This is a genomic window from Pseudomonas sp. Leaf15, assembly GCF_001421425.1.
Classification (GTDB): Bacteria; Pseudomonadota; Gammaproteobacteria; order Pseudomonadales; family Pseudomonadaceae; genus Aquipseudomonas; species Aquipseudomonas salomonii.
Genome location: NZ_LMKI01000012.1, coordinates 376,019 through 402,987, shown reverse-complemented (window position 1 = coordinate 402,987; position 26,969 = coordinate 376,019). Strand labels below are relative to the sequence as shown.

The window sequence follows — 26,969 nt, the reverse complement described above, 5'->3', positions numbered from 1 at the left end:
AGAGCCTTAAATGACCGACTATAAAGCCACGCTAAACCTTCCGGACACCGCCTTCCCAATGAAGGCCGGCCTGCCACAGCGCGAACCGCAGATCCTGCAGCGCTGGGACAGTATTGGCCTGTACGGAAAGTTGCGCGAAATTGGCAAGGATCGTCCGAAGTTCGTCCTGCACGACGGCCCTCCTTATGCCAACGGCACGATTCACATCGGTCATGCGCTGAACAAAATTCTCAAGGACATGATCCTGCGTTCGAAAACCCTGTCGGGCTTCGACGCGCCTTATGTTCCGGGCTGGGACTGCCACGGCCTGCCGATCGAGCACAAAGTCGAAGTGACCTACGGCAAGAACCTGGGTGCGGATAAAACCCGCGAACTGTGCCGTGCCTACGCCACCGAGCAGATCGAAGGGCAGAAGTCCGAGTTCATCCGCCTGGGCGTGCTGGGCGAGTGGGACAACCCTTACAAAACCATGAACTTCAAGAACGAGGCCGGTGAAATCCGTGCCTTGGCCGAGATCGTCAAAGGCGGTTTCGTGTTCAAGGGCCTCAAGCCAGTGAACTGGTGCTTCGACTGCGGTTCGGCCCTGGCTGAAGCGGAAGTCGAGTACGAAGACAAGAAGTCCTCGACCATCGACGTGGCCTTCCCGATCGCCGACGACGCCAAGCTGGCCCAAGCCTTTGGCCTGTCGAGCCTGCCAAAGCCTGCAGCCATCGTGATCTGGACCACCACCCCGTGGACCATCCCGGCCAACCAGGCGCTGAACGTGCACCCGGAGTTCACCTACGCTCTGGTGGACGTTGGTGATCGCCTGCTGGTGCTGGCTGAAGAAATGGTCGAGGCCTGCCTGGCACGCTACGAGCTGCAAGGTTCGGTCATCGCCACCACCACCGGCACCGCGCTGGAACTGATCAACTTCCGTCACCCGTTCTACGACCGTCTGTCGCCGGTTTACCTGGCGGACTACGTCGAACTGGGTTCGGGTACTGGCATTGTTCACTGCTCGCCAGCCTACGGCGTGGATGACTTCGTCATCTGCAAGAAGTACGGCATGGTGAATGACGACATCATCAACCCGGTGCAGAGCAACGGCGTATACGTGCCGTCGCTGGAATTCTTCGGCGGCCAGTTCATCTTCAAGGCCGATCAGGCGATCATCGACAAGCTGAGCGAAGTCGGTGCGTTGGTGAAATCCGACACCATCAAGCACAGCTACATGCACTGCTGGCGTCACAAGACCCCGCTGATCTACCGCGCCACCGCGCAGTGGTTTATCGGCATGGACAAAGAGCCGACCAGCGGCGACACCCTGCGTGTGCGGTCGCTCAAAGCCATCGAAGAGACCAAGTTCGTCCCGGCCTGGGGCCAGGCGCGCCTGCACTCGATGATCGCCAACCGCCCGGACTGGTGCATCTCTCGCCAGCGCAACTGGGGCGTGCCGATCCCGTTCTTCCTGAACAAGGAAAGCGGCGAGCTGCACCCACGCACCGTCGAGCTGATGGAAGCAGTGGCACTGCGCGTTGAACAGGAAGGCATCGAAGCCTGGTTCAAGCTGGACGCTGCCGAGCTGTTGGGCGACGAGGCGCCGCTGTACGACAAGATCAGCGACACCCTCGACGTGTGGTTCGACTCCGGCACCACCCACTGGCACGTGCTGCGCGGTTCGCACCCGATGGGCCACGCCACCGGCCCGCGTGCCGACCTGTACCTGGAAGGCTCGGACCAGCATCGTGGCTGGTTCCACTCGTCGCTGCTGACCGGTTGCGCCATCGACAACCACGCGCCGTACCGCGAACTGCTGACCCACGGCTTCACCGTCGACGAGACGGGCCGCAAGATGTCCAAGTCGCTGAAAAACGTGATCGAGCCGAAAAAGATCAATGACACCCTGGGCGCCGACATCATGCGTCTGTGGGTCGCCTCGACCGATTACTCGGGCGAAATCGCCGTGTCGGACCAGATCCTGGCCCGCAGCGCCGATGCCTACCGCCGTATCCGTAATACCGCACGCTTCCTGCTGTCGAACCTGACCGGTTTCAACCCGGCCACCGACATCCTGCCGGCCGAGGACATGCTCGCCCTGGACCGTTGGGCCGTGGACCGTACCCTGTTGCTGCAGCGCGAGCTGCAGGAACACTACGGCGAATACCGCTTCTGGAACGTCTACTCGAAGATCCACAACTTCTGCGTGCAGGAGCTGGGTGGTTTCTACCTCGATATCATCAAGGACCGCCAGTACACCACCGGCGCCAACAGCAAGGCGCGCCGCTCGGCGCAGACCGCGCTGTACCACATCTCTGAAGCGCTGGTGCGCTGGATCGCACCGATCCTGGCCTTCACCGCCGACGAACTGTGGGAATACCTGCCGGGCGAGCGTAACGAATCGGTGATGCTCAACACCTGGTACGAAGGCCTGACCGAATTGCCGGCCAACTTCGAACTGGGCCGCGAGTACTGGGAAGGCGTAATGGCCGTCAAGGTTGCGGTGAACAAGGAGCTGGAAGTTCAGCGCGCGGCCAAGGCCGTCGGTGGCAACCTGCAAGCCGAAGTCACCCTGTTTGCCGAGGAAGGCCTGACCGCCGACCTGGCCAAGCTGAGCAACGAACTGCGCTTCGTACTGATCACCTCCACTGCAAGCCTGGCACCGTTTGCCCAGGCCCCTGCGGACGCAGTGGCCACCGAAGTACCGGGCCTCAAGCTCAAAGTGGTCAAGTCGGCCTTCCCCAAGTGCGCCCGTTGCTGGCACTGCCGTGAAGACGTCGGCGTGAACCCGGAGCATCCGGAAATCTGCGGTCGTTGCGTGGACAACATCAGCGGTGCTGGCGAGGTTCGCCACTATGCCTAAAACCAGCCGTTTCGGACGTCTGGGTTGGCTCGTGCTGAGCGTGCTGGTCCTGGTCATTGACCAGGTCAGCAAGGCTCACTTCGAAGGCTCCCTGCAGATGTTCCAGCAGATCGTGGTCATTCCTGACTACTTCAGCTGGACCCTGGCCTACAACACCGGCGCCGCCTTCAGCTTCCTGGCTGACAGCGGCGGCTGGCAGCGCTGGCTGTTTGCCCTGATCGCCGTAGTCGTCAGTGCTGTGCTCGTCGTTTGGCTCAAGCGCCTGGGCCGCGATGACACCTGGCTGGCAATCGCCCTGGCCCTGGTGCTGGGCGGCGCGCTGGGCAACCTGTACGACCGCATTGCCCTGGGCCATGTGATCGACTTTATTCTGGTGCATTGGCAGAACCGCTGGTACTTCCCGGCGTTCAACTTTGCCGACAGCGCCATCACCGTCGGTGCAATCATGCTGGCGTTGGATATGTTCAAAAGCAAGAAAACCGGAGAGACCGTCAATGACTGATCAGGTATTGGCTGAGCAACGCATCGGCCAGAACACGGAAGTCACTTTGCATTTCGCATTGCGCCTGGAGAATGGCGACACGGTCGACAGTACGTTCGACAAAGCCCCGGCGACCTTCAAGGTCGGTGACGGCAACCTGCTGCCGGGTTTTGAAGCGGCACTGTTCGGTTTCAAGGCCGGCGACAAGCGCACTCTGCAGATCCTGCCGGAAAACGCCTTTGGCCAGCCCAACCCGCAAAACGTGCAGATCATTCCGCGCTCGCAGTTCCAGGACATGGACCTGTCGGAAGGCCTGTTGGTGATCTTCAACGATGCGGCGAACACCGAGCTGCCCGGCGTGGTTAAAACCTTCGATGACGCGCAAGTGACCATCGACTTCAATCACCCGTTGGCCGGTAAAACCTTGACGTTTGACGTTGAAATCATCGACGTTAAAGCGCCCTGACTGACGAAACCGGCGCTTATGGGGCCGGCTTGTGTGGGAGCTGGCTTGCCTGCGATAGCATCACCTTGGTGTACCTGATACACCCGGTCGTCTGCATCGCGGGCAAGCCCGGCTCCCACAGGGGCTTACTCCTGTAGAGTTGAGTTGATCCAATTTCTTGCCCTGCAAGACACGAGGCACAGCATGCAAATCAAACTCGCCAACCCCCGTGGCTTCTGCGCCGGTGTGGACCGGGCGATCGAAATCGTCAATCGCGCCCTGGAAGTGTTCGGGCCGCCGATTTACGTGCGCCATGAAGTCGTCCACAACAAATTCGTGGTTGAAGACCTGCGCGCACGCGGGGCTATCTTTGTCGAAGAACTCGAGCAGGTGCCGGACGACGTTATCGTCATCTTCAGTGCCCACGGCGTGTCCCAGGCAGTGCGCACCGAAGCGGCCGGCCGTGGCCTCAAGGTGTTCGACGCCACCTGCCCGCTGGTGACCAAGGTGCATATCGAAGTCGCGCGCTACAGCCGCGACGGCCGTGAATGCATCCTGATCGGCCACGCCGGTCACCCGGAAGTCGAAGGCACCATGGGCCAGTACGACGCCAGCAATGGCGGTGCTATCTACCTGGTGGAAGACGAAAAAGACGTCGCCGAGTTGCAGGTTCAAAACCCTGATCGCCTGGCCTTCGTAACCCAAACCACGCTGTCGATGGACGACACCAGCCGTGTGATCGATGCCCTGCGCACACGCTTCCCGGCGATTGGCGGCCCCCGCAAGGACGACATCTGCTACGCCACGCAAAACCGCCAGGACGCGGTCAAGCAATTGGCCGACGAGTGCGATGTGGTCCTGGTGGTGGGCAGCCCCAACAGTTCCAACTCCAACCGCTTGCGCGAACTGGCGGAACGCATGGCCACGCCGGCCTACCTGATCGACGGCGCCGAAGACATGCAGCGCAGTTGGTTCGATGGCGTTGAGCGTATCGGCATCACCGCGGGTGCTTCGGCTCCAGAAGTATTGGTGCGTGGCGTGATCCAGCAATTGCAGGCCTGGGGTGCAACTGGCGCGGATGAATTGGCCGGTCGCGAAGAGAACATCACGTTCTCGATGCCCAAAGAGCTGCGGGTTCGCTCGCTGCTCTGAGTGCCACGGTGCCGGAGCCGCACAGCGCCTGTTCGGTGGCCTCACTGCGCAGGCTGATGCGCCCGCTGGGTGCCAGCACCACTTGATAGTGGCTCTGTACCGGGTCGGTGCCGCAGATGTGCACCGTACCGGCACGGAAGCCACCCCCCGCAAACACCGGCTCACCCAGCCCGCTGAAGCGTACCTGGTTCTTGACTGGCCCATTGCCCGCCATCAGCACGCGCCCATTGCCTTGCCGTTCCAGCAGTATCGGGTTATCGGTACCCGGCTCACCGCGCCCGCTTGTATCCACGATGACTTGCCATCCTCGGCTCCAATCGTTCTCCAGTGCCTGAATGATCACTGGGCGATTGCGGGTGATTGCCTCAGTGCGCGCCAACCGCAGGCCTTCGGCAAGCGAGTGTGCCGCGCTGCGTTGCTGCTGCGACGCAAGCAAACCCTTGAAGGCCGGCACTGCCACGGTCACCAGGATGCCACCTAGTAACAGGCCGAACAGAAGTTCGATCAGGGTGAAACCGCGTTGTTGCATAGTCTGTCCCTCCGTGGGCAAGGGTAAAAATGGGTTTGGAGACCTAGGTATAGCGCCCGGCGGCGGGGCTGGATGATGGCCTTTATGTCCAAAGTATTTCCCTTTGTTCCGATTACGGCGCGGGGCAAAAACCGGCGCTAGTCTTGGCTCGTACAGCAGCGCTGCGCTGCTTTTTTTGGCCTTCGACACGGATGACGACGGTAATGCTTGCCTGCCCGAACAGACTTTTCCCCTGCGCATTACCTCGACAGCAAACCGGCATGACCTTGATCGAAGTGCTGGTGGCGGTGTTGATTCTCGCCGTCGGGTTGCTGGGCGCGGCAGTGACCCAGCTCAATGCACTCAAGTACACCGACAGTGCAAGGATGACCAGCCAGGCCAGTTTCATTGCCTACGATATGCTCGATCGAATCCGCGCCAACTCCGGCGCCGACTACGCATGGGCACTCATGCAAAGCGCTCCCGCCAATAGCCCGACGGCCAGCGTGCGGGACCTGGACCTGCATGACTTCGAAGCCAATATCATCGGCTTCGGCGGCGAGGACGCTAAAGGCTCGGTGGTGATCAGCGGTGGCGAGGTAACCGTGAGCATCAGTTGGAATGATTCCCGTGGGGCAAATACTCGTGGGGCGCGGGAAACCTTCACCCTCACCAGCCGCATTGCCGGCGAACCGCAGGCGCCTCAATGAGACGCTCTGTGCGTGGTTTCAGCCTGGTGGAGTTGTTGCTCGCACTGGCGGTCGGGTTGCTGCTGGTACTGGGTGTCAGCCAGGTGGCGATCAGCGCTCGCGCGACTCACGCCAGCCAACAGGCCGCCATGGTGCTGCAGGATGATGCGCGGTTTGTGCTGGGCAGGATGATCCAGGATATCCGCCAGACAGGCATGTTCGGCTGCCTGGCGACAGCCTCTATCGACAACGCACCGCCAGCCTTTGATCGACCTCTTGTCTGGGATTCTGCAGGCAACGCCTGGTCGCTGACGCTGGTAACCGCCGAGGTTGCAGGCGAGGGCGGCACGCCAGACTGGACGGTGCTCTCTGATTGCCTCGGCACGGCCCAGGCCTACGCGGGGAATTCACCGCCACCGATGCCGGGGCAGCTCCGCTTTGCGCTGCGCCAACTCACCTACACCTTTGAAACCGGGCAACTGAAGGTCAGTACCCCTGCGGCGCCGGCCAAGGCGGTGCTGTTGGACAACGTGCAGGCCTTCGACATCAGTTTCGGCGTGGCAGGCAAACCAGGTTCGCCTCAGGTAGCGCGCTATGACGCCCGCCCGGCGGATGAATCGCTGGTCCGCAGCGTACGCCTGCGCATGACGCTGCAAGACCCGACCGGGCGTGTGAAAGATCAGGCCTACAGCGTGGTAGCAGCCTTGCGAAACCGGCTGGGGTAGGGCGGCATGTTCAATCATCACGATGTTTTTGCGCGGCAAACCGGCATGGTGTTGCTGATCAGCCTGGTGTTTCTGCTGGTGCTGTCACTGATTAGCCTGGCATCGATGCAAGGGGCGGTGTCCCAGCAAAAGATTACCGGCAGCGTTTGGCATCGAAACCAGTCATTCCAAAGCGCCGAAAGTGGCCTGCGGTTGGGTGAGTCGGTGATCCGACGGGCCGGCGCGACACTGCCGGTGTGCGGGGCTATCAGCACCTGTGCACCGCCGGCGGAGTCGGCGCGGGTGGTAGCGGCTGGCACACACCCTGTTTCGGCGGTCACGTGGGTTGCCCTGAAAGGCGGCTTGTATGGCGTGCAATCCCTGGGAGTGGGCGTGGAGCTGGCGGGTTTGCCTGCCGGAACACCGGCCGCGTTGTACCGCGCGACCGCAGTTGGGAGCAGTGGCCAGGTGCGCACGGTGCTGGAGGCGGTCTATGCACAGGCAGAGGGAGGCCTGAACGTTCATCGAGTTCTATGGCGACAACTTCAATAGTAAGGAGCATATCAATGGGCAAGGATTGCCAAGGTTTTACCCTGATCGAGTTACTGGGCACGGTCGCCATCATCGCGTTTTTGGCCGGGATTGCTTACCCCGCGTATACCGGGCAGGTGAAGAAAGCCTACCGCGCGCAGATCGTTGCACTGTTGACTGAGCAGGCGCAGCACCTCGAGCGTTTTTACACGCGCCACGGCACTTTTATTGATGCAGGCGGCGCCAGTGCCGGCAATGATCACTATAGAATCAGCACTGCGTTGAGCCCCGAGGCATTTACCCTGGTCGCCTCGCCTGCAGTGGGCGCCATCATGGCGAATGACCCTTGCGGTGAATTCAGCTTGTCCAGCACCGGTGTGCGCAGCAACCCGGGCGCGATACCTGAAATGTCGCGCCATGCGTGCTGGGGGCAATGATGAGAGTGCTGGATGAATGGGCGCTGGGTGCGCTTTTCCCTTTTTATCGGCTGGATCAAATGATGGCTAAGCAACAGCAAGTGGTGATTGTCGGTGGCGGTGTTATCGGCTTGTTGACCGCGTTCAACCTCGCCACCGAGGGGCAGTCCGTGGTGCTGCTGGAGCGCTCCAGGCTGGGGCAGGAGTCTTCCTGGGCGGGTGGCGGTATCGTTTCGCCGCTGTACCCATGGCGCTACAGCCCGGCGGTCACCGCACTGGCCCATTGGTCGCAGGATTTTTACCCGCAGTTGGCACAGCGACTGTTTGCGGCCACCGGGGTTGATCCAGAGGTTCACACCACAGGCCTTTACTGGCTGGACCTGGAAGATGAGGCCCAGGCGTTGGCCTGGGCTGCCCGCGAAGGCCGGCCGTTGAGCAAGGTGGATGTGTCGGCCGCCCACGATGCCGTGCCGGTACTGGGGGGTGGGTATTCCCAGGCGATCTACATGGCGGACGTGGCCAACGTACGTAACCCACGTCTGGTCAAATCCCTCAAGGCTGCGTTGCTGGCGTTACCGGGCGTTACCCTTCATGAGCAGTGCGAAGTGGATGGGTTCGTTATTGAAGGTGGCAACGTCGTGGGTGTGAACACCTCGGCGGGGCCGATCCTGGGCGACCAGGTGGTGCTGGCGGCGGGTGCCTGGAGCGGCGAAATACTCGGCAAGCTGGGCCTGTCGCTGCCGGTGGAACCGGTCAAAGGCCAAATGATTTTGTACAAATGCGCGTCGGATTTTTTGTCGAGCATGGTGCTGGCCAAGGGGCGTTATGCGATCCCACGGCGTGACGGGCACATTCTGATCGGCAGCACGCTGGAGCACGAAGGGTTCGACAAGACCCCGACCGACTCGGCCCTGGAAAGCCTGAAGGCGTCGGCGGTGGAATTGATTCCCGCGCTGGCAGACGCCGAGGTCGTAGGCCACTGGGCCGGTTTGCGCCCCGGTTCACCGGAAGGTATCCCTTACATCGGTGAAGTACCCGGTTTCAAAGGGCTTTGGCTCAACTGCGGGCATTATCGCAATGGGCTGGTGCTCGCGCCGGCATCCTGCCAACTGTTTGCTGACTTGCTGCTGGGCCGTACCCCGATCATCGACCCGGCGCCGTATGCGCCCGCCGGTCGGATCAACGCTGGATAGACTTCGGCCCTTGCTCCAGGTGCGCCTGGGTGCAGTACCACGCCTGCCCTGAACTGAGTGCGCGGTCCTGCGGCAGGTGCACGCCGCAGTGGGCGCAGCGCACCATCAAGGCCGCGCCCGGCTCGGCGGAGCGTTGCTGTTTAGCCGCCGGGCTTTTGAATTTGCGCCAGAACCATACCGCGGCAGCAATGACGGCAATCCAGAACAGTAGACGAAGCATGATGGGCAGTTTCTCGACAGGGAATGCGCCAGTTTAGCCAAGCGCGTGGCAAGCGCACAGCGCAATAACAAGGCGCCCACAAAAAAGGAGCCTCGAGAGGCTCCTTCTTGATGACTCTGTGTGCAATCAGTCGAACACGCCGAAGGTCATGTAGCTGAACCACGAACGGTCTTCATTGTTGCCCAGGGCCTGCGGTGCTTCTTCTTCGATCACGTCGCCATTGGCGTCATGCGGCTTGAGCTCCGAAGGAATGGCTTCCTTGGCGTCCTGGAACTGCTTCATCACGTCCTGGTTGGCGCGGGTTTCGCCCGGCGGCAGCGGTGGACGGGAACTGATCAGGCCCAGGGTGTATTTGCTCAACCAGGAACGGTTGTCTGCTTCAGCTACCCGAGGCACGAACTGGCCGTCTTTCAGACTTGGGGAATCCGGGTAGTTGAGCTTCAGGGTTTCCAGGCTGGTGGTTGCCAATGCATCCAGGTGCAATGCCTGGTAAGCCTGGGTCATCACCGCCAGGCCATCACCCACGGATGGGGTTTCCTGGAAGTTCTCAACTACATAACGGCCACGGTTGGCGGCAGCTACATACGCCTGACGGGTCAGGTAGTAGTCGGCCACGTGAATCTCGTAGGACGCCAGCAGGTTGCGCAGGTAGATCATGCGCTGCTTGGCGTCCGGCGAGTAGCGGCTGTTGGGGTAGCGGCTGGTGAGCTGGGCGAACTCGTTGAAGGAGTCGCGGGCAGCACCAGGGTCACGCTTGGTCATGTCCAGCGGCAGGAAGCGCGCCAGCAGGCCAACGTCCTGGTCGAACGAGGTCAGGCCCTTCATGTAGTAGGCGTAGTCCACGTTCGGGTGCTGCGGGTGCAGCCGGATAAAACGCTCGGCGGCGGACTTGGCAGCTTCCGGCTCCGCGTTCTTGTAGTTGGCGTAGATCAGCTCAAGCTGTGCCTGGTCGGCGTAGCGCCCGAACGGATAGCGCGACTCCAGGGCCTTCAGCTTGGCTGTGGCGCTGGTGTAGCTATTATTGTCCAAGTCTTTTTGAGCTAATTGATACAGCTCGACTTCGCTCAGGTTTTCGTCGACGACTTCCTTTGTTGACGAGCAAGCAGCAGTCATGGCGAGGATGGCGATCAGCAGCAGGTGTTTCACTTGCATGGCGGCTTGCGTCCCTATGACGGCCGCTGTCTTGGGCGGGGCCGTCCTGTTATGATGAGCGCCCCGTTGAAAGCCTCGGGGCAAAAGACGCCGTATTTAACCACAAGCGCGCAGCCGAAACCAAAGGCTGTGCCACGCCTAGTCTGAGCATGTCCGATAAAATTGAACTTCGCGCAGAGGTGCCGTCCGAATTGGGCGGCCAACGCCTCGATCAAGTCGCCGCACAATTATTCGCTGAGCACTCGCGCTCGCGCCTTTCCGCCTGGATCAAAGACGGCCGCCTGACTGTGGATGGAGCGGTTATCCGCCCGCGAGACATAGTCCATGGCGGTGCGATTCTTGAGCTGACTGCCGAGCAGGAAGCCCAGGGAGAATGGGTCGCCCAAGACATCGAGCTGGATATCGTCTATGAAGACGATGACATCCTGGTCATCAACAAACCTGCAGGCCTGGTGGTTCACCCGGCGGTCGGGCACGCTGATGGCACTTTGCTTAATGCCTTGTTGCACCACGTGCCGGACATCATCAACGTGCCGCGCTGCGGCATCGTGCACCGCCTGGACAAGGACACCACCGGCTTGATGGTGGTGGCAAAGACCATTCAGGCGCAGACGCAGTTGGTCACACAATTGCAGGCCCGCAGTGTCAGCCGGATCTACGAATGCATCGTGATCGGCGTGGTGGTGGCGGGTGGCAAGATCAACGCCCCGATCGGCCGCCACGGCCAGCAGCGCCAGCGTATGGCGGTGATGGAAGGCGGCAAGCCGGCCGTCAGCCACTACCGTGTGCTCGAACGTTTTCGCTCCCACACGCATGTGCGGGTGAAGCTGGAAACCGGCCGCACGCACCAGATTCGCGTGCATATGGCGCACATCAACTTCCCGTTGGTCGGAGATCCTGCCTACGGTGGTCGCTTCCGTATTCCGCCAGCGGCCAGCCAAACCATGGTTGAATCGCTGAAAACCTTCCCGCGCCAGGCACTGCATGCACGTTTCCTGGAACTGGATCATCCGACGAGCGGTAAGCGGATGAGCTGGGAATCGCCTCTGCCGGACGATCTGGTCTGGCTGTTGTCGTTGCTCAAGCAGGATCGCGAGGCGTTTGTCGGGTGAATGACTGGCTGATTCCTGACTGGCCCGCGCCGTCGGGAGTCAAAGCTTGCGTCACCACCCGTGCGGGCGGCGTCAGTCTGGCGCCGTTCGACAGCCTTAATCTGGGTGATCATGTTGAGGACAGTCTCGAGGCTGTCCTTGAGAATCGCCGCCGCCTTACCGATGCTTTCTCTATCCAGCCTGCCTGGTTACGCCAGGTTCATGGGATAACAGTGGTGGAGGCTGACCCTTCGCGTATCGCTGAAGCCGATGCCAGTTGGACCAGCGCTCCCGGCGTCGCCTGCACCTCAATGACCGCCGATTGCCTGCCCGCGTTGTTCTGCAACCGCGCCGGTACCCGCGTGGCGGCTGCCCATGCCGGTTGGCGCGGGCTGGCGGCCGGTGTATTGGAAGCAGCCTTTGAAAGCTTGAATGCCGAACCCGACGACGTACTCGTCTGGCTGGGCCCGGCCATTGGCCCGCAAGCCTTCGAGGTCGGCCCCGAAGTGCGTGAAGTCTTCATGCAGCAACTGCCAGCCACGGCCGAGGCCTTTGTACCCAGCCATAACCCCGGCAAGTACATGGCTGATATCTACCAGCTGGCGCGCCTGCGCCTGGCCGCGCGCGGTGTCACTGCTGTATATGGTGGCGGTTTATGCACCGTCACCGACCCACGCTTCTTTTCCTACCGGCGCAGCCCGCGCACCGGTCGGTTCGCCTCCCTTATCTGGCTTGAGCGCTAGACTCTCCTGACTTGGATCAATGCTGATCCACATCAACGATCAGCTGCTTGAATCTTGCAGAATCCACCCCATCTATAAGGGTATCTGGCAGGTTTCTTCATTCAGGATGTGTATTTCTAGCTCCGGCCTGCTCAAAAGGAAGGTGACTAATGCGTATTGATCGTTTAACCAGCAAATTGCAGTTGGCACTCTCGGACTCCCAATCCCTGGCGGTCGGCCTCGACCACCCGGCGATTGAGCCTGCGCACTTGATGCAGGCGCTTCTGGAACAGCAAGGTGGTTCTATCAAGCCCTTGTTGATGCAGGTGGGCTTTGACGTCAACAGCCTGCGCAAAGAGTTGAGCAAAGAGCTCGACCAACTGCCGAAAATCCAAAACCCGACCGGCGACGTGAATATGTCGCAGGATTTGGCGCGCCTGCTTAACCAGGCCGATCGTCTGGCCCAGCAGAAAGGTGACCAGTTCATCTCCAGCGAACTGGTGCTGCTCGCCGCGATGGACGACAACAGCAAGCTTGGCAAATTGTTGCTGGGCCAGGGCGTGAGCAAAAAAGCCCTGGAAAACGCCATTAATAACCTGCGTGGCGGCGAGGCGGTGAATGACCCCAACCATGAGGAGTCGCGCCAGGCCCTGGACAAATACACCGTCGACCTGACCAAGCGCGCCGAAGAAGGCAAGCTGGACCCGGTGATTGGCCGTGACGACGAAATTCGTCGCACCATCCAGGTGCTGCAACGTCGCACCAAGAACAACCCGGTATTGATCGGTGAACCTGGCGTGGGTAAGACCGCGATTGCCGAGGGCCTGGCTCAGCGCATCATCAATGGTGAAGTGCCGGACGGCCTCAAAGGCAAGCGCCTGTTGTCCCTGGACATGGGTTCGCTGATCGCCGGTGCCAAGTTCCGTGGCGAGTTCGAAGAGCGCCTGAAGTCCCTGCTTAATGAACTGTCGAAGCAGGAAGGGCAGATCATTCTGTTTATCGACGAACTGCACACCATGGTCGGCGCCGGCAAAGGCGAAGGCTCGATGGATGCCGGCAACATGCTCAAGCCGGCGTTGGCGCGCGGTGAGTTGCATTGTGTGGGTGCGACCACGCTCAACGAATACCGCCAGTACATTGAAAAGGATGCGGCTCTTGAGCGGCGCTTCCAGAAAGTATTGGTGGAAGAACCCAGCGAAGAAGACACCATCGCCATCCTGCGTGGCCTCAAAGAGCGGTATGAGGTGCACCACAAGGTGGCGATTACCGACGGCGCGATCATTGCGGCGGCCAAACTTAGCCATCGCTATATCACCGACCGTCAGTTGCCGGACAAGGCCATCGACCTGATCGACGAAGCGGCCAGCCGCATTCGCATGGAGATCGACTCCAAGCCGGAAGTGCTCGACCGTCTGGATCGGCGTCTGATTCAACTGAAAGTTGAATCCCAGGCGCTTAAGAAAGAAGAGGACGAAGCCGCGAAGAAACGCCTGGAAAAACTTCAGGAAGAAATCCTGCGCCTGGAGCGCGAGTATTCGGACCTCGAAGAAATCTGGACCTCGGAAAAAGCCGAAGTGCAGGGTTCTGCGCAGATCCAGCAAAAGATCGAGCAGTCCCGCCAGGAGCTGGAAGCGGCACGTCGTAAAGGCGACCTTAACCGCATGGCCGAGTTGCAGTACGGGGTGATCCCGGACCTGGAGCGCAGCCTGCAAATGGTCGACCAGCACGGCAAGCCCGAGAACCAGCTGCTGCGCAGCAAGGTGACCGAGGAGGAAATTGCCGAAGTCGTCTCCAAGTGGACCGGCATTCCTGTGTCGAAAATGCTTGAAGGCGAGCGCGACAAGCTGCTGAAGATGGAAAGCCTGCTGCACCAGCGTGTGATTGGCCAGGAAGAGGCCGTGGTGGCGGTCTCCAACGCGGTAAGGCGTTCGCGGGCGGGTTTGTCCGACCCTAATCGCCCGAGCGGCTCGTTCATGTTCCTCGGCCCAACCGGCGTGGGTAAGACCGAGCTGTGCAAGGCGCTGGCCGAGTTCCTCTTTGATACTGAAGAGGCCATGGTGCGCATCGATATGTCCGAATTCATGGAGAAACATTCGGTGGCGCGCTTGATCGGTGCCCCACCAGGCTATGTGGGCTATGAAGAAGGCGGTTACCTGACCGAAGCCGTGCGTCGCAAGCCTTACTCGGTGATCCTGCTGGATGAGGTCGAGAAAGCCCACCCGGATGTGTTCAACATCTTGCTGCAGGTGCTGGAAGATGGCCGATTGACGGACAGCCACGGGCGTACGGTGGACTTCCGCAATACGGTGATCGTGATGACCTCCAACCTCGGCTCGGCGCAGATCCAGGAGCTGGTCGGTGATCGTGAGGCCCAGCGCGCTGCCGTGATGGATGCGCTGACCTCGCACTTCCGCCCGGAATTTATCAACCGGGTCGATGAAGTGGTGATCTTCGAGCCGCTGGCGCGGGATCAGATCGCGGGTATTACCGAGATCCAGCTGGGCCGCCTGCGTAGCCGCCTGGCCGAGCGCGAGCTTGACCTGGAGCTGAGCAGCGAGGCGTTGGACAAGCTGATCGCGGTGGGCTACGACCCGGTGTATGGCGCACGGCCTCTGAAACGTGCGATTCAGCGCTGGATCGAGAACCCGTTGGCGCAGTTGATCCTGTCGGGCAGCTTCATGCCGGGGACCAGCGTGGCGGCCACGGTGGAAAACGACGAAATCGTCTTCCACTAAGCCCGGCCTGTATGGCGATAAGAGGAGGCCCTGCATTGCGGGGCCTTTTTTTTCGATAGGGCGTTGAACTGTAAGGCAAAGGCTTGTAAAGTGCGCCCCGCAGCAACGTCAGCCCACGGGTTTCTTCTCCCCAAGAAGAAATCAGAAACAAGCGCAAATCATTGTCTTAAAAGCAATTTAAAGGGTTGACAGGGGTTTTTAAGATTGTAGAATAGCGCGCCTCAGAGACGTGAACGTAGCGATACGGACAAGCCGATGAGAAGGTTGTAAAGCATTAGAAGTTGTAAATTTGAAATATGTAGTTCCGTGATAGCTCAGTCGGTAGAGCAAATGACTGTTAATCATTGGGTCCCAGGTTCGAGTCCTGGTCACGGAGCCAATTTCAAAACCGGGGTATAGCGCAGTCCGGTAGCGCGCCTGCTTTGGGAGCAGGATGTCAGGAGTTCGAATCCCCTTACCCCGACCATTTTTGGGTCGTTAGCTCAGTTGGTAGAGCAGTTGGCTTTTAACCAATTGGTCGTAGGTTCGAATCCCACACGACCCACCATTTTTGAAACCAGTTAACGCTGGAATCGAATCTTAAGATCAGAGGCCAAAAGCACTGATCGAAGAAGGCGACTGAAAGGTCGCCTTTTTTTTACCGGGGTATAGCGCAGTCCGGTAGCGCGCCTGCTTTGGGAGCAGGATGTCAGGAGTTCGAATCCCCTTACCCCGACCATATTAAAAATCCTCGTATCGAAAGATACGGGGATTTTTTTTGCGCGCGCATATCTTGGGCTCACCACAAAACAAATGTGGGAGCTGGCTTGCCTGCGATAGCGGTGTATCAGCCTGTGCATCTTGTGCTGATCGATCGCCATCGCGGGCAAGCCCGCTCCCACATTAGTTTGTGCTGTTAATGGAGCTTGAGCCGCGGCTCAGTCCCGCGCCCAATCTTGCTGCCCAGCATCAGCATCGCCGTGCGAAAGAACCCGTACAGCGCCATCTGGTGCATGCGGTACAGCGACACATAGAACATCCGCGCCAGCCAGCCTTCGAGCATCACGCTGCCTGTCAGGTTGCCCATCAAGTTACCCACTGCCGAAAAACGCGACAGCGAAATCAGCGAACCGTAGTCGGTGTACTTGTAGCTCGGCAGGTCCTTGCCTTCGATCCGCAGTTTCAGCGACTTGGCCAACAGTGAAGCCTGCTGGTGAGCGGCCTGGGCGCGTGGCGGCACATTGCGGTCGGTGCCTGGTTGCGGGCAGGCGGCGCAGTCGCCAAAGGCGAAGATATTTTCGTCGCGAGTGGTTTGCAGTGTCGGCAACACCTGCAGTTGATTGATGCGGTTGGTTTCCAGCCCGTCAATGTCCTTGAGGAAGGCTGGTGCGCGGATACCCGCAGCCCACACCTTCAGGCTCGCTGGAATGACCTGGCCACTGCTGGTGATCAAGGCATCCGCCGTCACTTCGCTGACCGCCGAGTTGGTCAGCACCGTCACCCCAAGCTTCTCCAGGGTTTTGTGCACAGGCCCGCCGATCCGCTCCGGCAGCGCGGGCAATACCCGTGGGCCGGCTTCGATCAGGGTGATGTGCATGTTTTCCGGTTTGATGCGGTCCAGGCCATAGGCGGCCAGTTCATGGGCGGCGTTATGCAGCTCGGCGGCCAACTCGACGCCCGTCGCACCCGCGCCGACGATGGCGACGCTGATGTTCTCTTCCACGTCGGTCTGGCCCGCATGGGCGCGCAGATAGTGGTTGAGTAATTGTTGATGGAAGCGCTCGGCCTGTTTGCGGGTGTCGAGGAACAGGCAGTGCTGCGCCGCGCCCTCGGTGCCGAAGTCGTTGGTGGTGCTGCCGACCGCGATCACCAGGCTGTCATAACTCAGTACGCGTGCGGGCACCAGCTCACGGCCTTCTTCATCGAGGGTAGCGGCCAGTTGGATTTTTTTCTGTTCGCGGTCAAGCCCGCTCATGCGCCCCAGTTGGAACTCGAAGTGGTTCCATTTAGCCTGGGCGACATAATTGAGCTCGTCTTCCGAAGAGTTCAGCGAACCGGCGGCCACTTCGTGCAGCAGCGGTTTCCAGATATGGGTGAGGTTGGCGTCCACCAGCGTGATGCTGGCGGTGCCGCGCTTGCCCAGAGTCTTACCCAGGCGGGTAGCCAACTCCAGGCCGCCGGCGCCGCCGCCGACGATAATAATACGATGGGTCATAGGGGTATCTCGCAAGGCTAAAAGAAATCGGAGCAGTTACCCTCGCGAGCGCCACGCAGCTCATAGCGTCAGGTAACTCAAAAGGCGGCTCAGCAGACCGAGCCCGATCACCACCAGCAGCACCACACCCAAGAGCAGCCACGGCCTGAAAGGCTTGCGCTCGACTCGGTTTTGGGAGAGTTGCAGGTACTCTTCGACATGCTGTTGGTCATCGGGTTTCAGGCGGCTGGTCATAAAGGCCTCGTCAGGTAGACGTTGCAAAAGGGCGCCACGTTACAGTCAGGAGGTTGGCGGTCTCGCCACAAGCGTAGCCTGTACCCGTGTCACAGGCTGATGCCCACGTCGAATACTATGCTGCGCCCCAGGTTGTTGCGCAAGAAGTCCGGGGCGTCCGGGTGGGCAAACAGCACGCGCGCAAAGGTCGGGCCTACCAGCGACAGCGAGCGCCAGCCCTGGCGCAGGTATTCGGTAGGCGGTGGGAAATGGCTGTTGAGGTCCAGTACTTCACGTTTGAGGCTGGTGAAGGCAATCAGGTCCAGCTCGCCCAGGTCCATGCCGCGTTCTTTGTAGTTATGCGCTTTTTTGCGCAACGTCGGCGCCAGGCGCAACAGGAACTCGTGCGCGGGGATACGCCGTGGCTTGGCTTCGCGCCGCACCAACTGGCTCAAGGAAAACGCACTGCGCCTGCGCAGCAACTCATCGCGCCATTCGTCGTTCAGGCGCCGACCTTCATCCAGCACGAAAAACACTTCGAAACTGGCGTCGCGAAACAACACGTCCGGAGGCTCTTGCCCGGCGGGGTGAAATTCTTCGGCACGGTAGGGCACGTTGAGGCCTTGCAGCAGGCGCTGGCAGACCCAACGCTCACGCTCCCATTTGCGGGCATTGGACAGGAACGCGTTGGCTTGTTCGGCTGCTACGGTAAGCAGGCGCAAATAATCTGAGTCATCCATAGGGCTAGCTTAGCGTTCAAACGATGACCGTAGGAAGTCCTGCTGTGGTTGCGCCGGGTGGAGGGCTTGCCCGGTAGTTGCAACTTGATGAGTTGCATAAGCACCCTTACGGGGCTTCAGTGCGCTTTAATGGTGCGAAAAGTTACCCGATAAATATTTAAAAGTTATTAGAAAGTCTACGCTGGTTATAGGCTCGCCGGGTGCGCTGGGCGTGCACATAAGTGCACGGGAGCATGCCTAGGAAATATAAGTTGCATGGAGTAGAGTCCAGGCAGTGAATTTTTCTATGGATAGATAAAGAAGCGAGCCATGAAAACACCGCCCCTCAATGCTGTAAAAGCGTTCGAAGCCGTCTCCAGGCACCTGAGTGTAACTAAGGCCGCCGCCGAGTTATGCGTGACACAAGGGGCAACCAGCCAGCAAATCAAGAACCTGGAAAACTATGTGAACTGCCCGCTGTTCATCAGAGACGCCAAGGGGCTGACGCTCACCAAAGCCGGTCAGCGCCTGGCGGGCGTAGCCCAGAAAGCATTGGGCGAACTGGCCGCTGTTGCCGAGGAAATCATCGGCACCCAAAGAACCACGTTGTCGATCTCTGCGCCGCCTTCGTTCGCAGTAAAGTGGCTTATTCCCAACCTGAATAAGTTTTACGAAACGCACACGGACCTCAATATCATTATTGATGCGTCCTGTGAGGTAAGAAGTTTTCGAAATGATGGCATTGACGCTTCAATTCGCTTCGGCAAAGGCGCCGATCTGCCGTTAAATAGTAAAGTGCTGGGGTGTTCGGATATCATCATAGTTGCCAGCCCCGCCTATATTCGAAATGCCCCTGCGATCAATGCGAGTGCCGACCTTTGCGGGCATAAGTTGATCAGTTATGAGTCGAAAACCGAGAGTCACAGAAAACTGCATAAAAGCTGGCAGGGCGTATTCAGTGAGCTGGGTTTACCCCTCAGCCCGAGCAAGGCAAGTGTTGTTTTTACTGAAGGGCATATGGCGTTGACTGCTGCTATTCATGGTCAGGGCTTGGCATTGATAGAGTCAATTCTGGTCGATCATGAACTGCGCAGTGGCCAGTTGGAAAAGGTCTTGGGTTCGAGTTTTTCAGGTGACAACTGCTACACTTTTTTCAAGCCTGAATACTCTCAGAAGACACAGGCGTTGCAGAAATTCGAAGACTGGTTAGTTGATTCACTGGCCTGTTCGTTAAGCAGCGTATAACGTTAATTCAGGCGCGCCGACGCTTTTCATGTCGGCGCTGTCAGGCTGAAGGGTTTAGAAAAACTAATACCCGCTGAAGAAATACTCCATCGACTCTGTCCCAGGAGTCTCGTATTTTTAAGATAGGCCTGTGGCATATCAGGAAGATACGATAAGTCAACGACTTACCCTCCTAATCGTTTCAAGTAATTGCGCGATGCCTGAACTGGACTTTTTAGTTTCGGCGCGAGGTGTCACGCTGTTTATGGCGTTTTCGGCAGTCTCTCGTACGCAGCGCAACTACCGCGTAGCTCCCATGGGCAATACGCGGCGCCTACATAAACCTGACTTCAATCACCCAGCGCAAGTATAGGAGTGACACCGTGGCACAACGAGCAACCATTATCCTCTCTGAGGAAAACATCGGTGAAATTGCTGCAGCAGTCGGTCTCGACACTTTAATGGATGAAACGATCGTAAAGTTGCGTGAAGCTTTGGCTGTGTTCGGTAACGGTGAGGTTGAAATCCAGCCCCGCACCGGCTTTGTCTATGAAACGCCGGAAATGGGGCTGATTGAGTTCATGCCGGCTTACCGACGCGATAAGAACGTCGCACTCAAAGTCGTTGGCTACCATCCTGGCAATCCGTTCAATCGGGGTATGCCGACGGTCATGGCCACTAACTCCCTCTACGACGTCAGGGATGGCCACCTTATTGCGGTGGTCGATGGTGTATTTGCAACCGCGGTACGCACTGGCGCGTCTTCGGCGGTCGCGTCGAAATTGCTGGCTCATCCTGGCAGCAAAACCCTTGGGCTGATTGGCGCCGGTGCAATGGCCGTCACCCAGGCCCATGCCCTCAGTCGCATCTTTGACTTTGACACGGTGTTGGTCCACGACATCGATCCCGCGGTGGAAAGAACGTTCGCCAAGCGAGTCGCCGCCTTGGGCATTACGCCAACCATTGCTTCCAAGGAGAGGGTGCTGGCCGAGTCCGACATCATTTGCGTAGCGACCTCCATTGGTCTTGATGCAGGCCCGGTGCTTCACGCCGGTGGGATGAAACCCCACGTGCATATCAATGCGGTGGGCGCTGATACGCCACGTAAATATGAATTATCAACGCAGTTACTCAAAAGTTCGTTCCTGGTTCCGGATTATCTGGAACAAGCGTTGAACGAGGGTGAATGCCAGCAATTAAGTGAAGACGAGCACGGTTGTATTGGCCCTGAGCTGCACAAAATCGTCAAAGCGCCGCAGGACTATATTGAATATCAGAGCAAGCTGACTATTTTCGACAGCACCGGTGTTTCACTGGCCGATCAGATCATGACCGAAGTCTTGATTGAGCAGGCAGAGAAACTGGGGCTGGGGCAGCGCATCCTGATTGAGGCGGGGTGTGATGACCCGATGAACCCTTATCTGTTCTCCAACTTCACGCATCGCCTTCATGTTGTTGAAAACACCGTTCAAGACCGCCCCATAAAGTCAGCATGAGTGAAAAGGACAGGCCATGACCAGCGTACCTTTAATCGACAGAAAAGCACTTTCCGTTGCCGTGTTCTTCGGGCTTCTCTCTGCGCTTATATGGGGCGCATGGCCTGTGCTTTCGCGTTTCGGCGTACAAAAAACCCTGTCGCCGTATGACATCGCGGCGTTGCGCTTCATGGTGGCGGGGTTGATCTTGCTTCCGTTCGTTTTAAAAAAAGGCACGGGAACGCTGGGCTTGCCAAAAACCCTGGTCCTTACACTGGGCCAGGGCATTCCCCACGTACTGTTGGGCATCATCGGGTTGGCCTATGCCCCGGCGGGGCATGCCGGTGTGCTTATCCCCAGTGCGATGATTGCGGTTTCCACGGTTGGGGGATGGTTCTTGCTGCGTGACCGGCCGCAAAAGGCAGTGCTGATTGGCGTTTTAGTGGTGTTGGCAGGGGCCACCCTTTCGGGGTGGCGAAGCCTGACGGACAGCGGTGGGCAAGTCTGGCTGGGAGACCTGTTGTTCATTGGTGCTGGCGCATTGTGGGGGGTCTATACCCTTGCCTCGCGCGCATGGGATGTAGACGCCTTCCAGGCTACGGCGCTGGTATCCGTGGTTTCCATGCTGCTTTATCTGCCGCTGTATTTCGTCTGGGGAACGCCGGGTATTCTGGCCGCTCCCCTGTCCGAAATCGTATTTCAATCGCTGTTTCAGGGCGTGTTTGCCGCCATTCTGGGTTTGTTGTTTTATACGAAGGCGGTAACGATCCTGGGCGCAACGCGTGGTTCGATCTTTGGTGGCCTGGTGCCTTGCATTGCCAGTGTGCTGGGTATCCTCGTGCTGTCGGAGGTCCCCAGCCCGATTGAGGTGGCTGGCGTGATACTGGCCAGCGCTGGAATGATTTATGTCTTCGGATTTCGGAAATGACGTGGGCAGGCATCACTCACTTTTTCGATTGAACGGCTTGAGCTCACCCGACATAACCTTTCGATAGAAGGTCCAGTAGTCCTGTTCGATGACTTCCATGTGCGCGCGGGAGCAATCATGCAAGGCTTGGCAATGGCCCATCGGCACACTGGCCAGGCTATGGTGTGCAGTGTGCAGGTTGTTTCCATTCGTATACCAGCGTGCAACCCACGACGCTTCGATGCTTCTCGTGTTCCTGTTGAAATTCGGTTCGCTGTAGGCATCAAGGCCGAAATGTTCTGGCAGCTCTATCAGGTAGTGAGCCGGCTCCGCGATAAGCACCATCGGGATGAACCAGGCGACTATAAAAAACATTGAACCGGTCACCAGGGTAAAGGCGATGGCCGCGGAAAGAATAACAAAGTAAAGGCAATACTCCTGCCTGGCGTGTGTGTGCGCCTTGTTATCTTGTATGTCCTTCAGCGTAGTTCCGAGCAGGCTCTTAATCATAAGGGCGCCCACGCGAATAAACCTGCCGGGGTTGAGGGCGGCGCTTAATAGTTTGAGTGGGCTGTTTATGCCTTTTTCTGGATAGTTGAAAAACTCACTGTTAAGTGCCGTGCCAAGGTGTCGATGATGGCGAAGGTGATGGTACTTATAGTGCGAAAACGAATTGAGCATGAACAAGCCGCATAAGAATCCCAACACGCGATTAAGTCGTTGAGATTTAAAGGCGTGCCCATGCAAGAGTTCATGTTGAAGCTCGGTGAAGTGAGCATAGATTAGTCCGAGCATGATGACCGTCAGGCCCTTTGCATACCACGACAAGTCAATAGTCCCACGGTCGTCGAGCAGCAGCGCTGTCATCCCGAGTGCGATGATTAAAACGGCGTTGGCATAAATTATCGTTGTGCGTACAGGCGTCCTTTTCATCAATTGTTTTTTGAGATCAGCGTCCAGTTTTGGTGCGCCCCTGTCACCGGTAGAAGTATTTGGCTTGGTGGTCAGCGGGTAAGTAGTTGTGTTTGTCATCAATGCGCCCAGTACTAACAAGAAACTTGTTTTCCTGCTCCTTGGTTTAGTTTAAACAGCCCCAAGGTTTTATTTGAAGGCGGCATCGACTGCAATGCAGTAATGCTATAGCCAGTATTAGTTTCTCTATTGGCTATTACCCGCGACGTGCTGTTCTCTTTTCGCTTAGTCGGCTGGCAGTGGAGCCCTGCGCGGCGGAAGGTGTGGCGATGTAGACTGTCGCCCTATAGGGACTCTGGGAATGAGGCTGGGTCATGCTCGATATCAATACCGTCGTGCCCATTAGCGGCACCGAAACGTTCAGGCTGCTGAAGCCGTGATCAGTGCCGCAGTGCTGGCGCCGGAAACCCTCAGCACCGGCTGGCTGTTGTATGCGCCGCTGGTTATTTGGGCGACCCTGAGAGCGCCGTGGGTCGAGTTGTTTACCGACCGGCGGCGCCAGCATCTGCTCTTCGGCACCGTGTTTGCCCTGTTTATGCTCTGGCTGGTACGGCGGGATTTCGACACGGGCGTGTCTTACCACTTTATCGGCATGACTGCCGTGACGCTGCTGCTGGATTGGCCTTTGGCTATCGTCGGCGGGTTAGCTGCGCAGATGGGGCTGGTGTTGCTCGGGCGTCAAGATCTTGCAACCGTCGGGGTCAATGGCCTGCTGCTTATCGGCTTGCCGGTGCTGGTCACCGAGACCTGCGCGCTGCTGGTTGAGCGGGCGCAACCGCGAAACCCCTTTGTGTATATCTTCTGTTCCGGTTTTTTCGCCGCGGCGCTGTCAGCACTGCTGTGCCTGTTGGCGGCGTTGGGGCTGCTGTGGTTTGACGGCCGTTTTGCCATGCCGGAGTGGCTGGAGGACTTCGTCGGTTACCTGTGGCTGATCATCTTCCCCGAGGCGTTTATCAACGGCATGGTCATCAGTGCCCTGGTGGTGTTCTGCCCGGAATGGCTGGAGACCTTCAACCGCACGCGCTACCTGTCGGCGCCGTGGAAGGACGACGATTCGCGGCGTTGATCCAGATCAAATCCCAGACGGCCGCGCAGGCCCATGCTCTGCGAAATTTTACTGAGCAGGGTGGGGTACAGACTATGAGTGTGTACGAATGGGCGCGGCAAGAGTTGCGCAGAAGCCAGGACGCGGCACAGGAAATCGGCTTTGACCCAGGCCTCACGCTGCGCGCCATGCTCAGTGCGGTGGTGCAGCAGAGCAAGGGGGTGCGCAGCTTTGAAGACCTGGCCGACGAGCTGCAATACCTTGCAGAAAACCTCGACGACCAGCAGGAATACGCCTTTATGCGGCCTTAATGGCGCGGCGGCAGGTCTTCAGAGAACAGCTCGTCCTCGGCATCCGGGCTCACCGGAATCTTGTGTTCTTCCGCGGCCCAGGCGCCAAGGTCGATAAGCTTGCAACGGTCCGAGCAGAACGGCCGGTTGAGGTTGTCGGGTTTCCATTCCACGGGTGCGCCGCAGGTTGGGCAGTCGACGGTCAAGGGTTGGCTCATGTTCGGCCTCCACGCAAAGTAAGGTAAAAGTGGTGCAGTCGCTCGACCTCGCTGTGCAGCCAGGCGAGGTCCTTGTCGTTGACCAGCACGTCATCGGCATGGTTCAGACGGTCTTCACGGCTGGACTGAGCCTTGAGGATCGCCTGCACCTGCTGTTCGCTGATGCCGTCGCGCTGCAGGGTACGCTGAATCTGCAGCGATTGCGGCACGTCGATCACCAGGATGCGTTGGGTCATGCTGTACTGGCCGGACTCGATCAGCAGCGGCGACACCAGGATCGCGTAAGGCGATTGCGCACGCGCCAGATGGCTGCGAATTTCTTCGCCAATCAACGGGTGCAGCAGGGCTTCCAGCCAGCGACGTTCTTCGGGGACTTCAAAGATCAGCTTGCGCAGGGCGGCGCGGTCCAACTGGCCGTCCGGCTGCAACACGCCCGCACCAAAATGCTCGGCAATGCGTGCGAGTGCCGGCCGGCCGGGCTCGACCACCCAGCGCGCGGCATGGTCGGCATCGACCAGGTCAATGCCCAGGTCGATAAAGTGCTGGGCGGCCGCGCTTTTACCGCTGCCGATGCCGCCGGTGAGGCCTAGAATCCAGGGTGTTGCGACACAAGTGGTCATCTGAAACCGACAGACTGCAAATAGAAGTCGGTTATTTGACCACCCCAGAGCAATGCAATCCAGCCGGCAATTGCCAGGCACGGGCCAAATGGCATCGGCAACGATGCCGGGGACTTGCGCAAACGCATCAGGACAAGACCCGCGAACACGCCCAGCAGCGACGCTATCAGCAGCGTCATCGGCAGGATCTGCCATCCGCCCCAGGCGCCGAGCAGGGCCAGTAGCTTGAAGTCGCCATAACCCATGCCGTCCTTGCCGGTGATCACTTTGAACACCCAGAACACCGTCCACAGGCTTATGTAGCCTATGACTGCGCCCCACAGCGCATCGGGCAGCGTCGCCAGCAAGCCGCCGCTGTTGAGGATCAGCCCCAGCCACAGCAGTGGCAACACCAGTACATCCGGCAGCAGTTGATGATCGACGTCGATCAGGCTCATGGCCAGCAGCCCCCAACTCAGTAGCATCACTGCGCCAGCTTGCCAGCCGAAGCCAAAATGCCAGGCGACTATGGCCGAGAGCAGCGCACAGGCCAGTTCGGTAAAGGGGTAGAGGGCGCTGATCGATTCGCGGCAGCGGGCGCAACGGCCTTTGAGCATCAGGTAGCTGAGTACCGGGATATTTTCCCAGGGGCGAATCGGCTGGCTGCAATGCGGGCAGCGCGAGTTGGGATGCATCAGGTTGTAGGCCGGGCCGACAGGGTCGGCTGGCAGACCGAGTATTTCCTGGGCCTGGGCGCGCCATTCGCGCACGAGCATCTTCGGCAGGCGCCACACCAGCACGTTGAGAAAGCTGCCAACGATCAGGCCGAGTACCCACGCCATCCCGACAAAGACCCAGGGGTGTTCACTCAGCAGCAGGCTCAAAACGCCGACCCCAACTGGAACACCGGCAGGTACATGGCAATCACCAATGCGCCGACAATGCCCCCCAGCACCACCATGATCAGCGGCTCCATCAGGCTGGTGAGGTTATCGACCAGGTTCTCCACATCGGCTTCATAGTGGTTGGCGACTTTTTCCAGCATGAGGTCCAGGGTGCCCGACTCTTCACCGATGGCCGTCATCTGGATGGCCATGCCGGGGAACAGCCCGCTGTGGGCCATGGATTGGTTCAACGGCACACCTGTGGATACATCGTGCCGCATATGTTCGATCGCCTTTGTGAACACTCCATTGCCTGTCGCGCCTGCCACGGAGTCCAGAGCCTGCACCAATGGCACGCCCGCGGCAAAGGTGGTTGAAAGTGTGCGGGCGTAGCGGGCGATGGCTGAGCGCCTCAGCAGTGTGCCCGCCAGGGGCGCGTTCAACAAAGCGGCATCCAGCCCGTCCCGACACCGCGGGTAAGCCCGATAGGCATGGCGCAGCGCGGCTATTGCCATTCCCAGCCCCAAGGCAAGCATCCACCAGGCGTGCTGCAGGAAGTTGGACAGCGCAATCACCAGCAAGGTGAAGCCTGGCAGTTGGCCGTTTACCCCGGCGAAGAGGTTCTGGAACTGCGGCACCACGTGGATAAGCAACACTGCACTGACCAGGCAGGCGACGACGATCACGGCGATAGGGTAGGTCATGGCTTTTTTGATTCGCGCCTTGAGCTGCTGGCTTTTTTCCAGGTGAATCGCCACCCGTTCGAGCAATGTTTCCAGGGCGCCTGCCTGTTCGCCTGCGGCAATCAGGTTGCAATACAAGTCATCAAAGTGACGCGGCTGTTTGCGCAGCGCTGCTGCCAGGCTATTACCGGCGGCTATCTCCTGTTTCAAGGCTTTTATCAGGGTGCGCATCTGCCGGTTTTCGAAGCCTTCGCAGATGATGTCGAACGCCTGCAACAGCGCAATGCCGGCCTTTAACAGGGTCGCCAATTGGCGCGTGAACAGCGCGATGTCGGCGGGTTTTATCGGCGCGGCAAAATATGGCCGGTGCGAAGCCTTTTTGCGCACGCGTCCGGGGTAAATCCCCTGCTGGCGCAGCTGTGCCTTGATCAGTGCCAGGTTATGCCCGGTGGCTTGCCCGGACACCCGGCGGCCTTTGCGGTTGGTGCCTTCCCAGGCGTAGATCGTTGAAGCGTCATTCATGGCACAGGTCCGCACACAGGTCGTCGTAGATTTATAGCTTAGTCAGGTGACGGATTCGGACCGCTCGTTGGCGCACGATAAAATGTCAGAATGTGCGTCTTACCCACAATTGGGCGCTCACGGATGAGTACACTGGCGCCGCT

28 protein-coding genes and 4 tRNA genes are annotated in these 26,969 nt (G+C 59.0%); 21 read left to right on the top strand and 11 right to left on the bottom strand.

Going from position 1 to position 26,969, the window contains the following annotated elements; translation table 11 throughout:
• Positions 1-10 precede the first annotated feature (10 nt).
• The 4 genes from ileS (at position 11) to ispH (ending at position 4,920) form a co-directional block, all read left to right on the top strand.
• A complete protein-coding gene (gene ileS / locus ASE80_RS12190; RefSeq protein ID WP_056859106.1) occupies positions 11-2,842 on the top strand; it encodes an isoleucine--tRNA ligase in 2,832 nt (943 codons plus the stop codon).
• Positions 2,835-3,344, top strand: a complete 510-nt coding sequence (gene lspA / locus ASE80_RS12185) for a signal peptidase II (protein WP_056859105.1) — start codon at positions 2,835-2,837, stop codon at positions 3,342-3,344. Before ileS ends, lspA begins: the two co-directional genes overlap by 8 nt.
• A gap of 7 nt (positions 3,345-3,351) precedes the next feature.
• A complete protein-coding gene (gene fkpB / locus ASE80_RS12180; protein ID WP_177336517.1) occupies positions 3,352-3,789 on the top strand; it encodes an FKBP-type peptidyl-prolyl cis-trans isomerase in 438 nt (145 codons plus the stop codon).
• A 183-nt stretch (positions 3,790-3,972) separates the two neighbouring features.
• Positions 3,973-4,920: a 4-hydroxy-3-methylbut-2-enyl diphosphate reductase gene (ispH, locus tag ASE80_RS12175; RefSeq protein ID WP_056859103.1), complete on the top strand. Its 948-nt coding sequence runs from the start codon at positions 3,973-3,975 to the stop codon at positions 4,918-4,920.
• Here ispH and ASE80_RS12170 read toward each other — a convergent pair.
• Positions 4,874-5,449 (bottom strand): GspH/FimT family pseudopilin, encoded by a 576-nt coding sequence (locus ASE80_RS12170; RefSeq protein ID WP_056859102.1) that lies wholly within the window; start codon positions 5,447-5,449, stop codon positions 4,874-4,876. The two genes, ispH and ASE80_RS12170, sit on opposite strands and share 47 nt — an antisense overlap.
• Positions 5,450-5,652: 203 nt before the next feature.
• Between ASE80_RS12170 and pilV the strand changes: the two genes are divergently transcribed.
• The 5 genes from pilV to thiO all read left to right on the top strand — a co-directional run bounded on the left by pilV (position 5,653) and on the right by thiO (position 8,961).
• Complete coding sequence (gene pilV / locus ASE80_RS12165) at positions 5,653-6,138, top strand: type IV pilus modification protein PilV (RefSeq protein WP_056859101.1); 486 nt, start codon at positions 5,653-5,655, stop codon at positions 6,136-6,138.
• Positions 6,135-6,842 (top strand): prepilin-type N-terminal cleavage/methylation domain-containing protein, encoded by a 708-nt coding sequence (locus tag ASE80_RS12160; protein WP_056859100.1) that lies wholly within the window; start codon positions 6,135-6,137, stop codon positions 6,840-6,842. The genes pilV and ASE80_RS12160 overlap by 4 nt, the downstream gene beginning before the upstream one ends.
• Positions 6,843-6,848: 6 nt before the next feature.
• Positions 6,849-7,373 carry a pilus assembly PilX family protein gene (locus ASE80_RS12155; RefSeq protein WP_056859099.1) on the top strand — a complete coding sequence of 175 codons (525 nt, stop codon included), beginning with the start codon at positions 6,849-6,851 and terminating at the stop codon, positions 7,371-7,373.
• 14 nt (positions 7,374-7,387) lie between these two features.
• On the top strand, positions 7,388-7,789 hold the full coding sequence (locus tag ASE80_RS12150) for a type IV pilin protein (protein WP_056859098.1): 402 nt from the start codon (positions 7,388-7,390) through the stop codon (positions 7,787-7,789).
• A 62-nt stretch (positions 7,790-7,851) separates the two neighbouring features.
• On the top strand, positions 7,852-8,961 hold the full coding sequence (thiO, locus tag ASE80_RS12145; protein ID WP_056859207.1) for a glycine oxidase ThiO: 1,110 nt from the start codon (positions 7,852-7,854) through the stop codon (positions 8,959-8,961).
• Here thiO and ASE80_RS12140 read toward each other — a convergent pair.
• The gene (locus ASE80_RS12140) at positions 8,948-9,181 is read right to left on the bottom strand and encodes a PP0621 family protein (RefSeq protein WP_056859097.1); all 234 of its coding nucleotides are present in this window, start codon (positions 9,179-9,181) and stop codon (positions 8,948-8,950) included. The two genes, thiO and ASE80_RS12140, sit on opposite strands and share 14 nt — an antisense overlap.
• 126 nt (positions 9,182-9,307) lie before the next feature.
• The gene (locus ASE80_RS12135; RefSeq protein ID WP_017137597.1) at positions 9,308-10,333 is read right to left on the bottom strand and encodes an outer membrane protein assembly factor BamD; all 1,026 of its coding nucleotides are present in this window, start codon (positions 10,331-10,333) and stop codon (positions 9,308-9,310) included.
• Between the two features lie 149 nt (positions 10,334-10,482).
• On the opposite strand from ASE80_RS12135, the gene rluD reads away from it, so the two are divergent.
• The 7 genes from rluD (at position 10,483) to ASE80_RS12100 (ending at position 15,599) form a co-directional block, all read left to right on the top strand.
• Positions 10,483-11,445, top strand: coding sequence for a 23S rRNA pseudouridine(1911/1915/1917) synthase RluD (gene rluD, locus ASE80_RS12130; RefSeq protein WP_056859096.1), 963 nt, complete (start codon positions 10,483-10,485; stop codon positions 11,443-11,445).
• Positions 11,442-12,167, top strand: coding sequence for a peptidoglycan editing factor PgeF (pgeF, locus tag ASE80_RS12125; RefSeq protein WP_056859095.1), 726 nt, complete (start codon positions 11,442-11,444; stop codon positions 12,165-12,167). Before rluD ends, pgeF begins: the two co-directional genes overlap by 4 nt.
• Before the next feature lie 149 nt (positions 12,168-12,316).
• On the top strand, positions 12,317-14,881 hold the full coding sequence (gene clpB, locus ASE80_RS12120) for an ATP-dependent chaperone ClpB (protein ID WP_056859094.1): 2,565 nt from the start codon (positions 12,317-12,319) through the stop codon (positions 14,879-14,881).
• A 303-nt stretch (positions 14,882-15,184) separates the two neighbouring features.
• Positions 15,185-15,260, top strand: a tRNA-Asn gene (locus tag ASE80_RS12115).
• Positions 15,261-15,270: 10 nt separating this feature from the next.
• Positions 15,271-15,347 (top strand) — tRNA-Pro (locus ASE80_RS12110).
• A 5-nt stretch (positions 15,348-15,352) separates the two neighbouring features.
• Positions 15,353-15,428: transfer RNA gene (locus ASE80_RS12105), tRNA-Lys, on the top strand.
• A 94-nt stretch (positions 15,429-15,522) separates the two neighbouring features.
• Positions 15,523-15,599: transfer RNA gene (locus ASE80_RS12100), tRNA-Pro, on the top strand.
• Between the two features lie 177 nt (positions 15,600-15,776).
• Here ASE80_RS12100 and ASE80_RS12095 read toward each other — a convergent pair.
• The 3 genes from ASE80_RS12095 to ASE80_RS12085 all read right to left on the bottom strand — a co-directional run bounded on the left by ASE80_RS12095 (position 15,777) and on the right by ASE80_RS12085 (position 18,028).
• The gene (locus ASE80_RS12095) at positions 15,777-17,075 is read right to left on the bottom strand and encodes an NAD(P)/FAD-dependent oxidoreductase (RefSeq protein ID WP_056859093.1); all 1,299 of its coding nucleotides are present in this window, start codon (positions 17,073-17,075) and stop codon (positions 15,777-15,779) included.
• A gap of 60 nt (positions 17,076-17,135) precedes the next feature.
• A complete protein-coding gene (locus ASE80_RS12090; RefSeq protein WP_056859092.1) occupies positions 17,136-17,309 on the bottom strand; it encodes a DUF3094 family protein in 174 nt (57 codons plus the stop codon).
• 89 nt (positions 17,310-17,398) lie between these two features.
• Positions 17,399-18,028 (bottom strand): DUF1780 domain-containing protein, encoded by a 630-nt coding sequence (locus ASE80_RS12085; RefSeq protein WP_053254334.1) that lies wholly within the window; start codon positions 18,026-18,028, stop codon positions 17,399-17,401.
• A gap of 309 nt (positions 18,029-18,337) precedes the next feature.
• Here ASE80_RS12085 and ASE80_RS12080 point away from each other — a divergent pair, with 309 nt between their 5' ends.
• From ASE80_RS12080 to ASE80_RS12070, 3 genes are all read left to right on the top strand, one after another.
• Complete coding sequence (locus tag ASE80_RS12080; protein ID WP_056859091.1) at positions 18,338-19,252, top strand: LysR substrate-binding domain-containing protein; 915 nt, start codon at positions 18,338-18,340, stop codon at positions 19,250-19,252.
• 362 nt (positions 19,253-19,614) lie between these two features.
• On the top strand, positions 19,615-20,727 hold the full coding sequence (locus ASE80_RS12075) for an ornithine cyclodeaminase family protein (RefSeq protein WP_056859090.1): 1,113 nt from the start codon (positions 19,615-19,617) through the stop codon (positions 20,725-20,727).
• A 16-nt stretch (positions 20,728-20,743) separates the two neighbouring features.
• A complete protein-coding gene (locus ASE80_RS12070) occupies positions 20,744-21,634 on the top strand; it encodes a DMT family transporter (RefSeq protein WP_056859089.1) in 891 nt (296 codons plus the stop codon).
• A gap of 12 nt (positions 21,635-21,646) precedes the next feature.
• Here the strand turns inward: ASE80_RS12070 and ASE80_RS12065 are convergent, their stop codons facing one another.
• Positions 21,647-22,666: a fatty acid desaturase family protein gene (locus ASE80_RS12065; RefSeq protein ID WP_133257301.1), complete on the bottom strand. Its 1,020-nt coding sequence runs from the start codon at positions 22,664-22,666 to the stop codon at positions 21,647-21,649.
• Positions 22,667-22,961: 295 nt separating this feature from the next.
• Here ASE80_RS12065 and ASE80_RS12060 point away from each other — a divergent pair, with 295 nt between their 5' ends.
• A complete protein-coding gene (locus ASE80_RS12060; protein ID WP_056859087.1) occupies positions 22,962-23,651 on the top strand; it encodes an energy-coupling factor ABC transporter permease in 690 nt (229 codons plus the stop codon).
• Positions 23,652-23,725: 74 nt separating this feature from the next.
• Entirely contained in the window at positions 23,726-23,941 is a 216-nt protein-coding gene (locus ASE80_RS12055; RefSeq protein WP_003171680.1) for a hypothetical protein, read from the top strand.
• Here ASE80_RS12055 and yacG read toward each other — a convergent pair.
• Genes yacG through ASE80_RS12035 form a run of 4 tightly spaced genes read right to left on the bottom strand, consistent with a single transcriptional unit; the run spans position 23,938 to position 26,826 of the window.
• Entirely contained in the window at positions 23,938-24,138 is a 201-nt protein-coding gene (yacG, locus tag ASE80_RS12050; RefSeq protein ID WP_017134507.1) for a DNA gyrase inhibitor YacG, read from the bottom strand. The two genes, ASE80_RS12055 and yacG, sit on opposite strands and share 4 nt — an antisense overlap.
• Positions 24,135-24,758, bottom strand: a complete 624-nt coding sequence (coaE, locus tag ASE80_RS12045; protein ID WP_056859086.1) for a dephospho-CoA kinase — start codon at positions 24,756-24,758, stop codon at positions 24,135-24,137. Before coaE ends, yacG begins: the two co-directional genes overlap by 4 nt.
• Positions 24,755-25,621: a prepilin peptidase gene (locus ASE80_RS12040; protein WP_056859085.1), complete on the bottom strand. Its 867-nt coding sequence runs from the start codon at positions 25,619-25,621 to the stop codon at positions 24,755-24,757. Before ASE80_RS12040 ends, coaE begins: the two co-directional genes overlap by 4 nt.
• Positions 25,618-26,826, bottom strand: coding sequence for a type II secretion system F family protein (locus ASE80_RS12035; RefSeq protein ID WP_056859084.1), 1,209 nt, complete (start codon positions 26,824-26,826; stop codon positions 25,618-25,620). The genes ASE80_RS12040 and ASE80_RS12035 overlap by 4 nt, the downstream gene beginning before the upstream one ends.
• Positions 26,827-26,969: the final 143 nt, after the last annotated feature.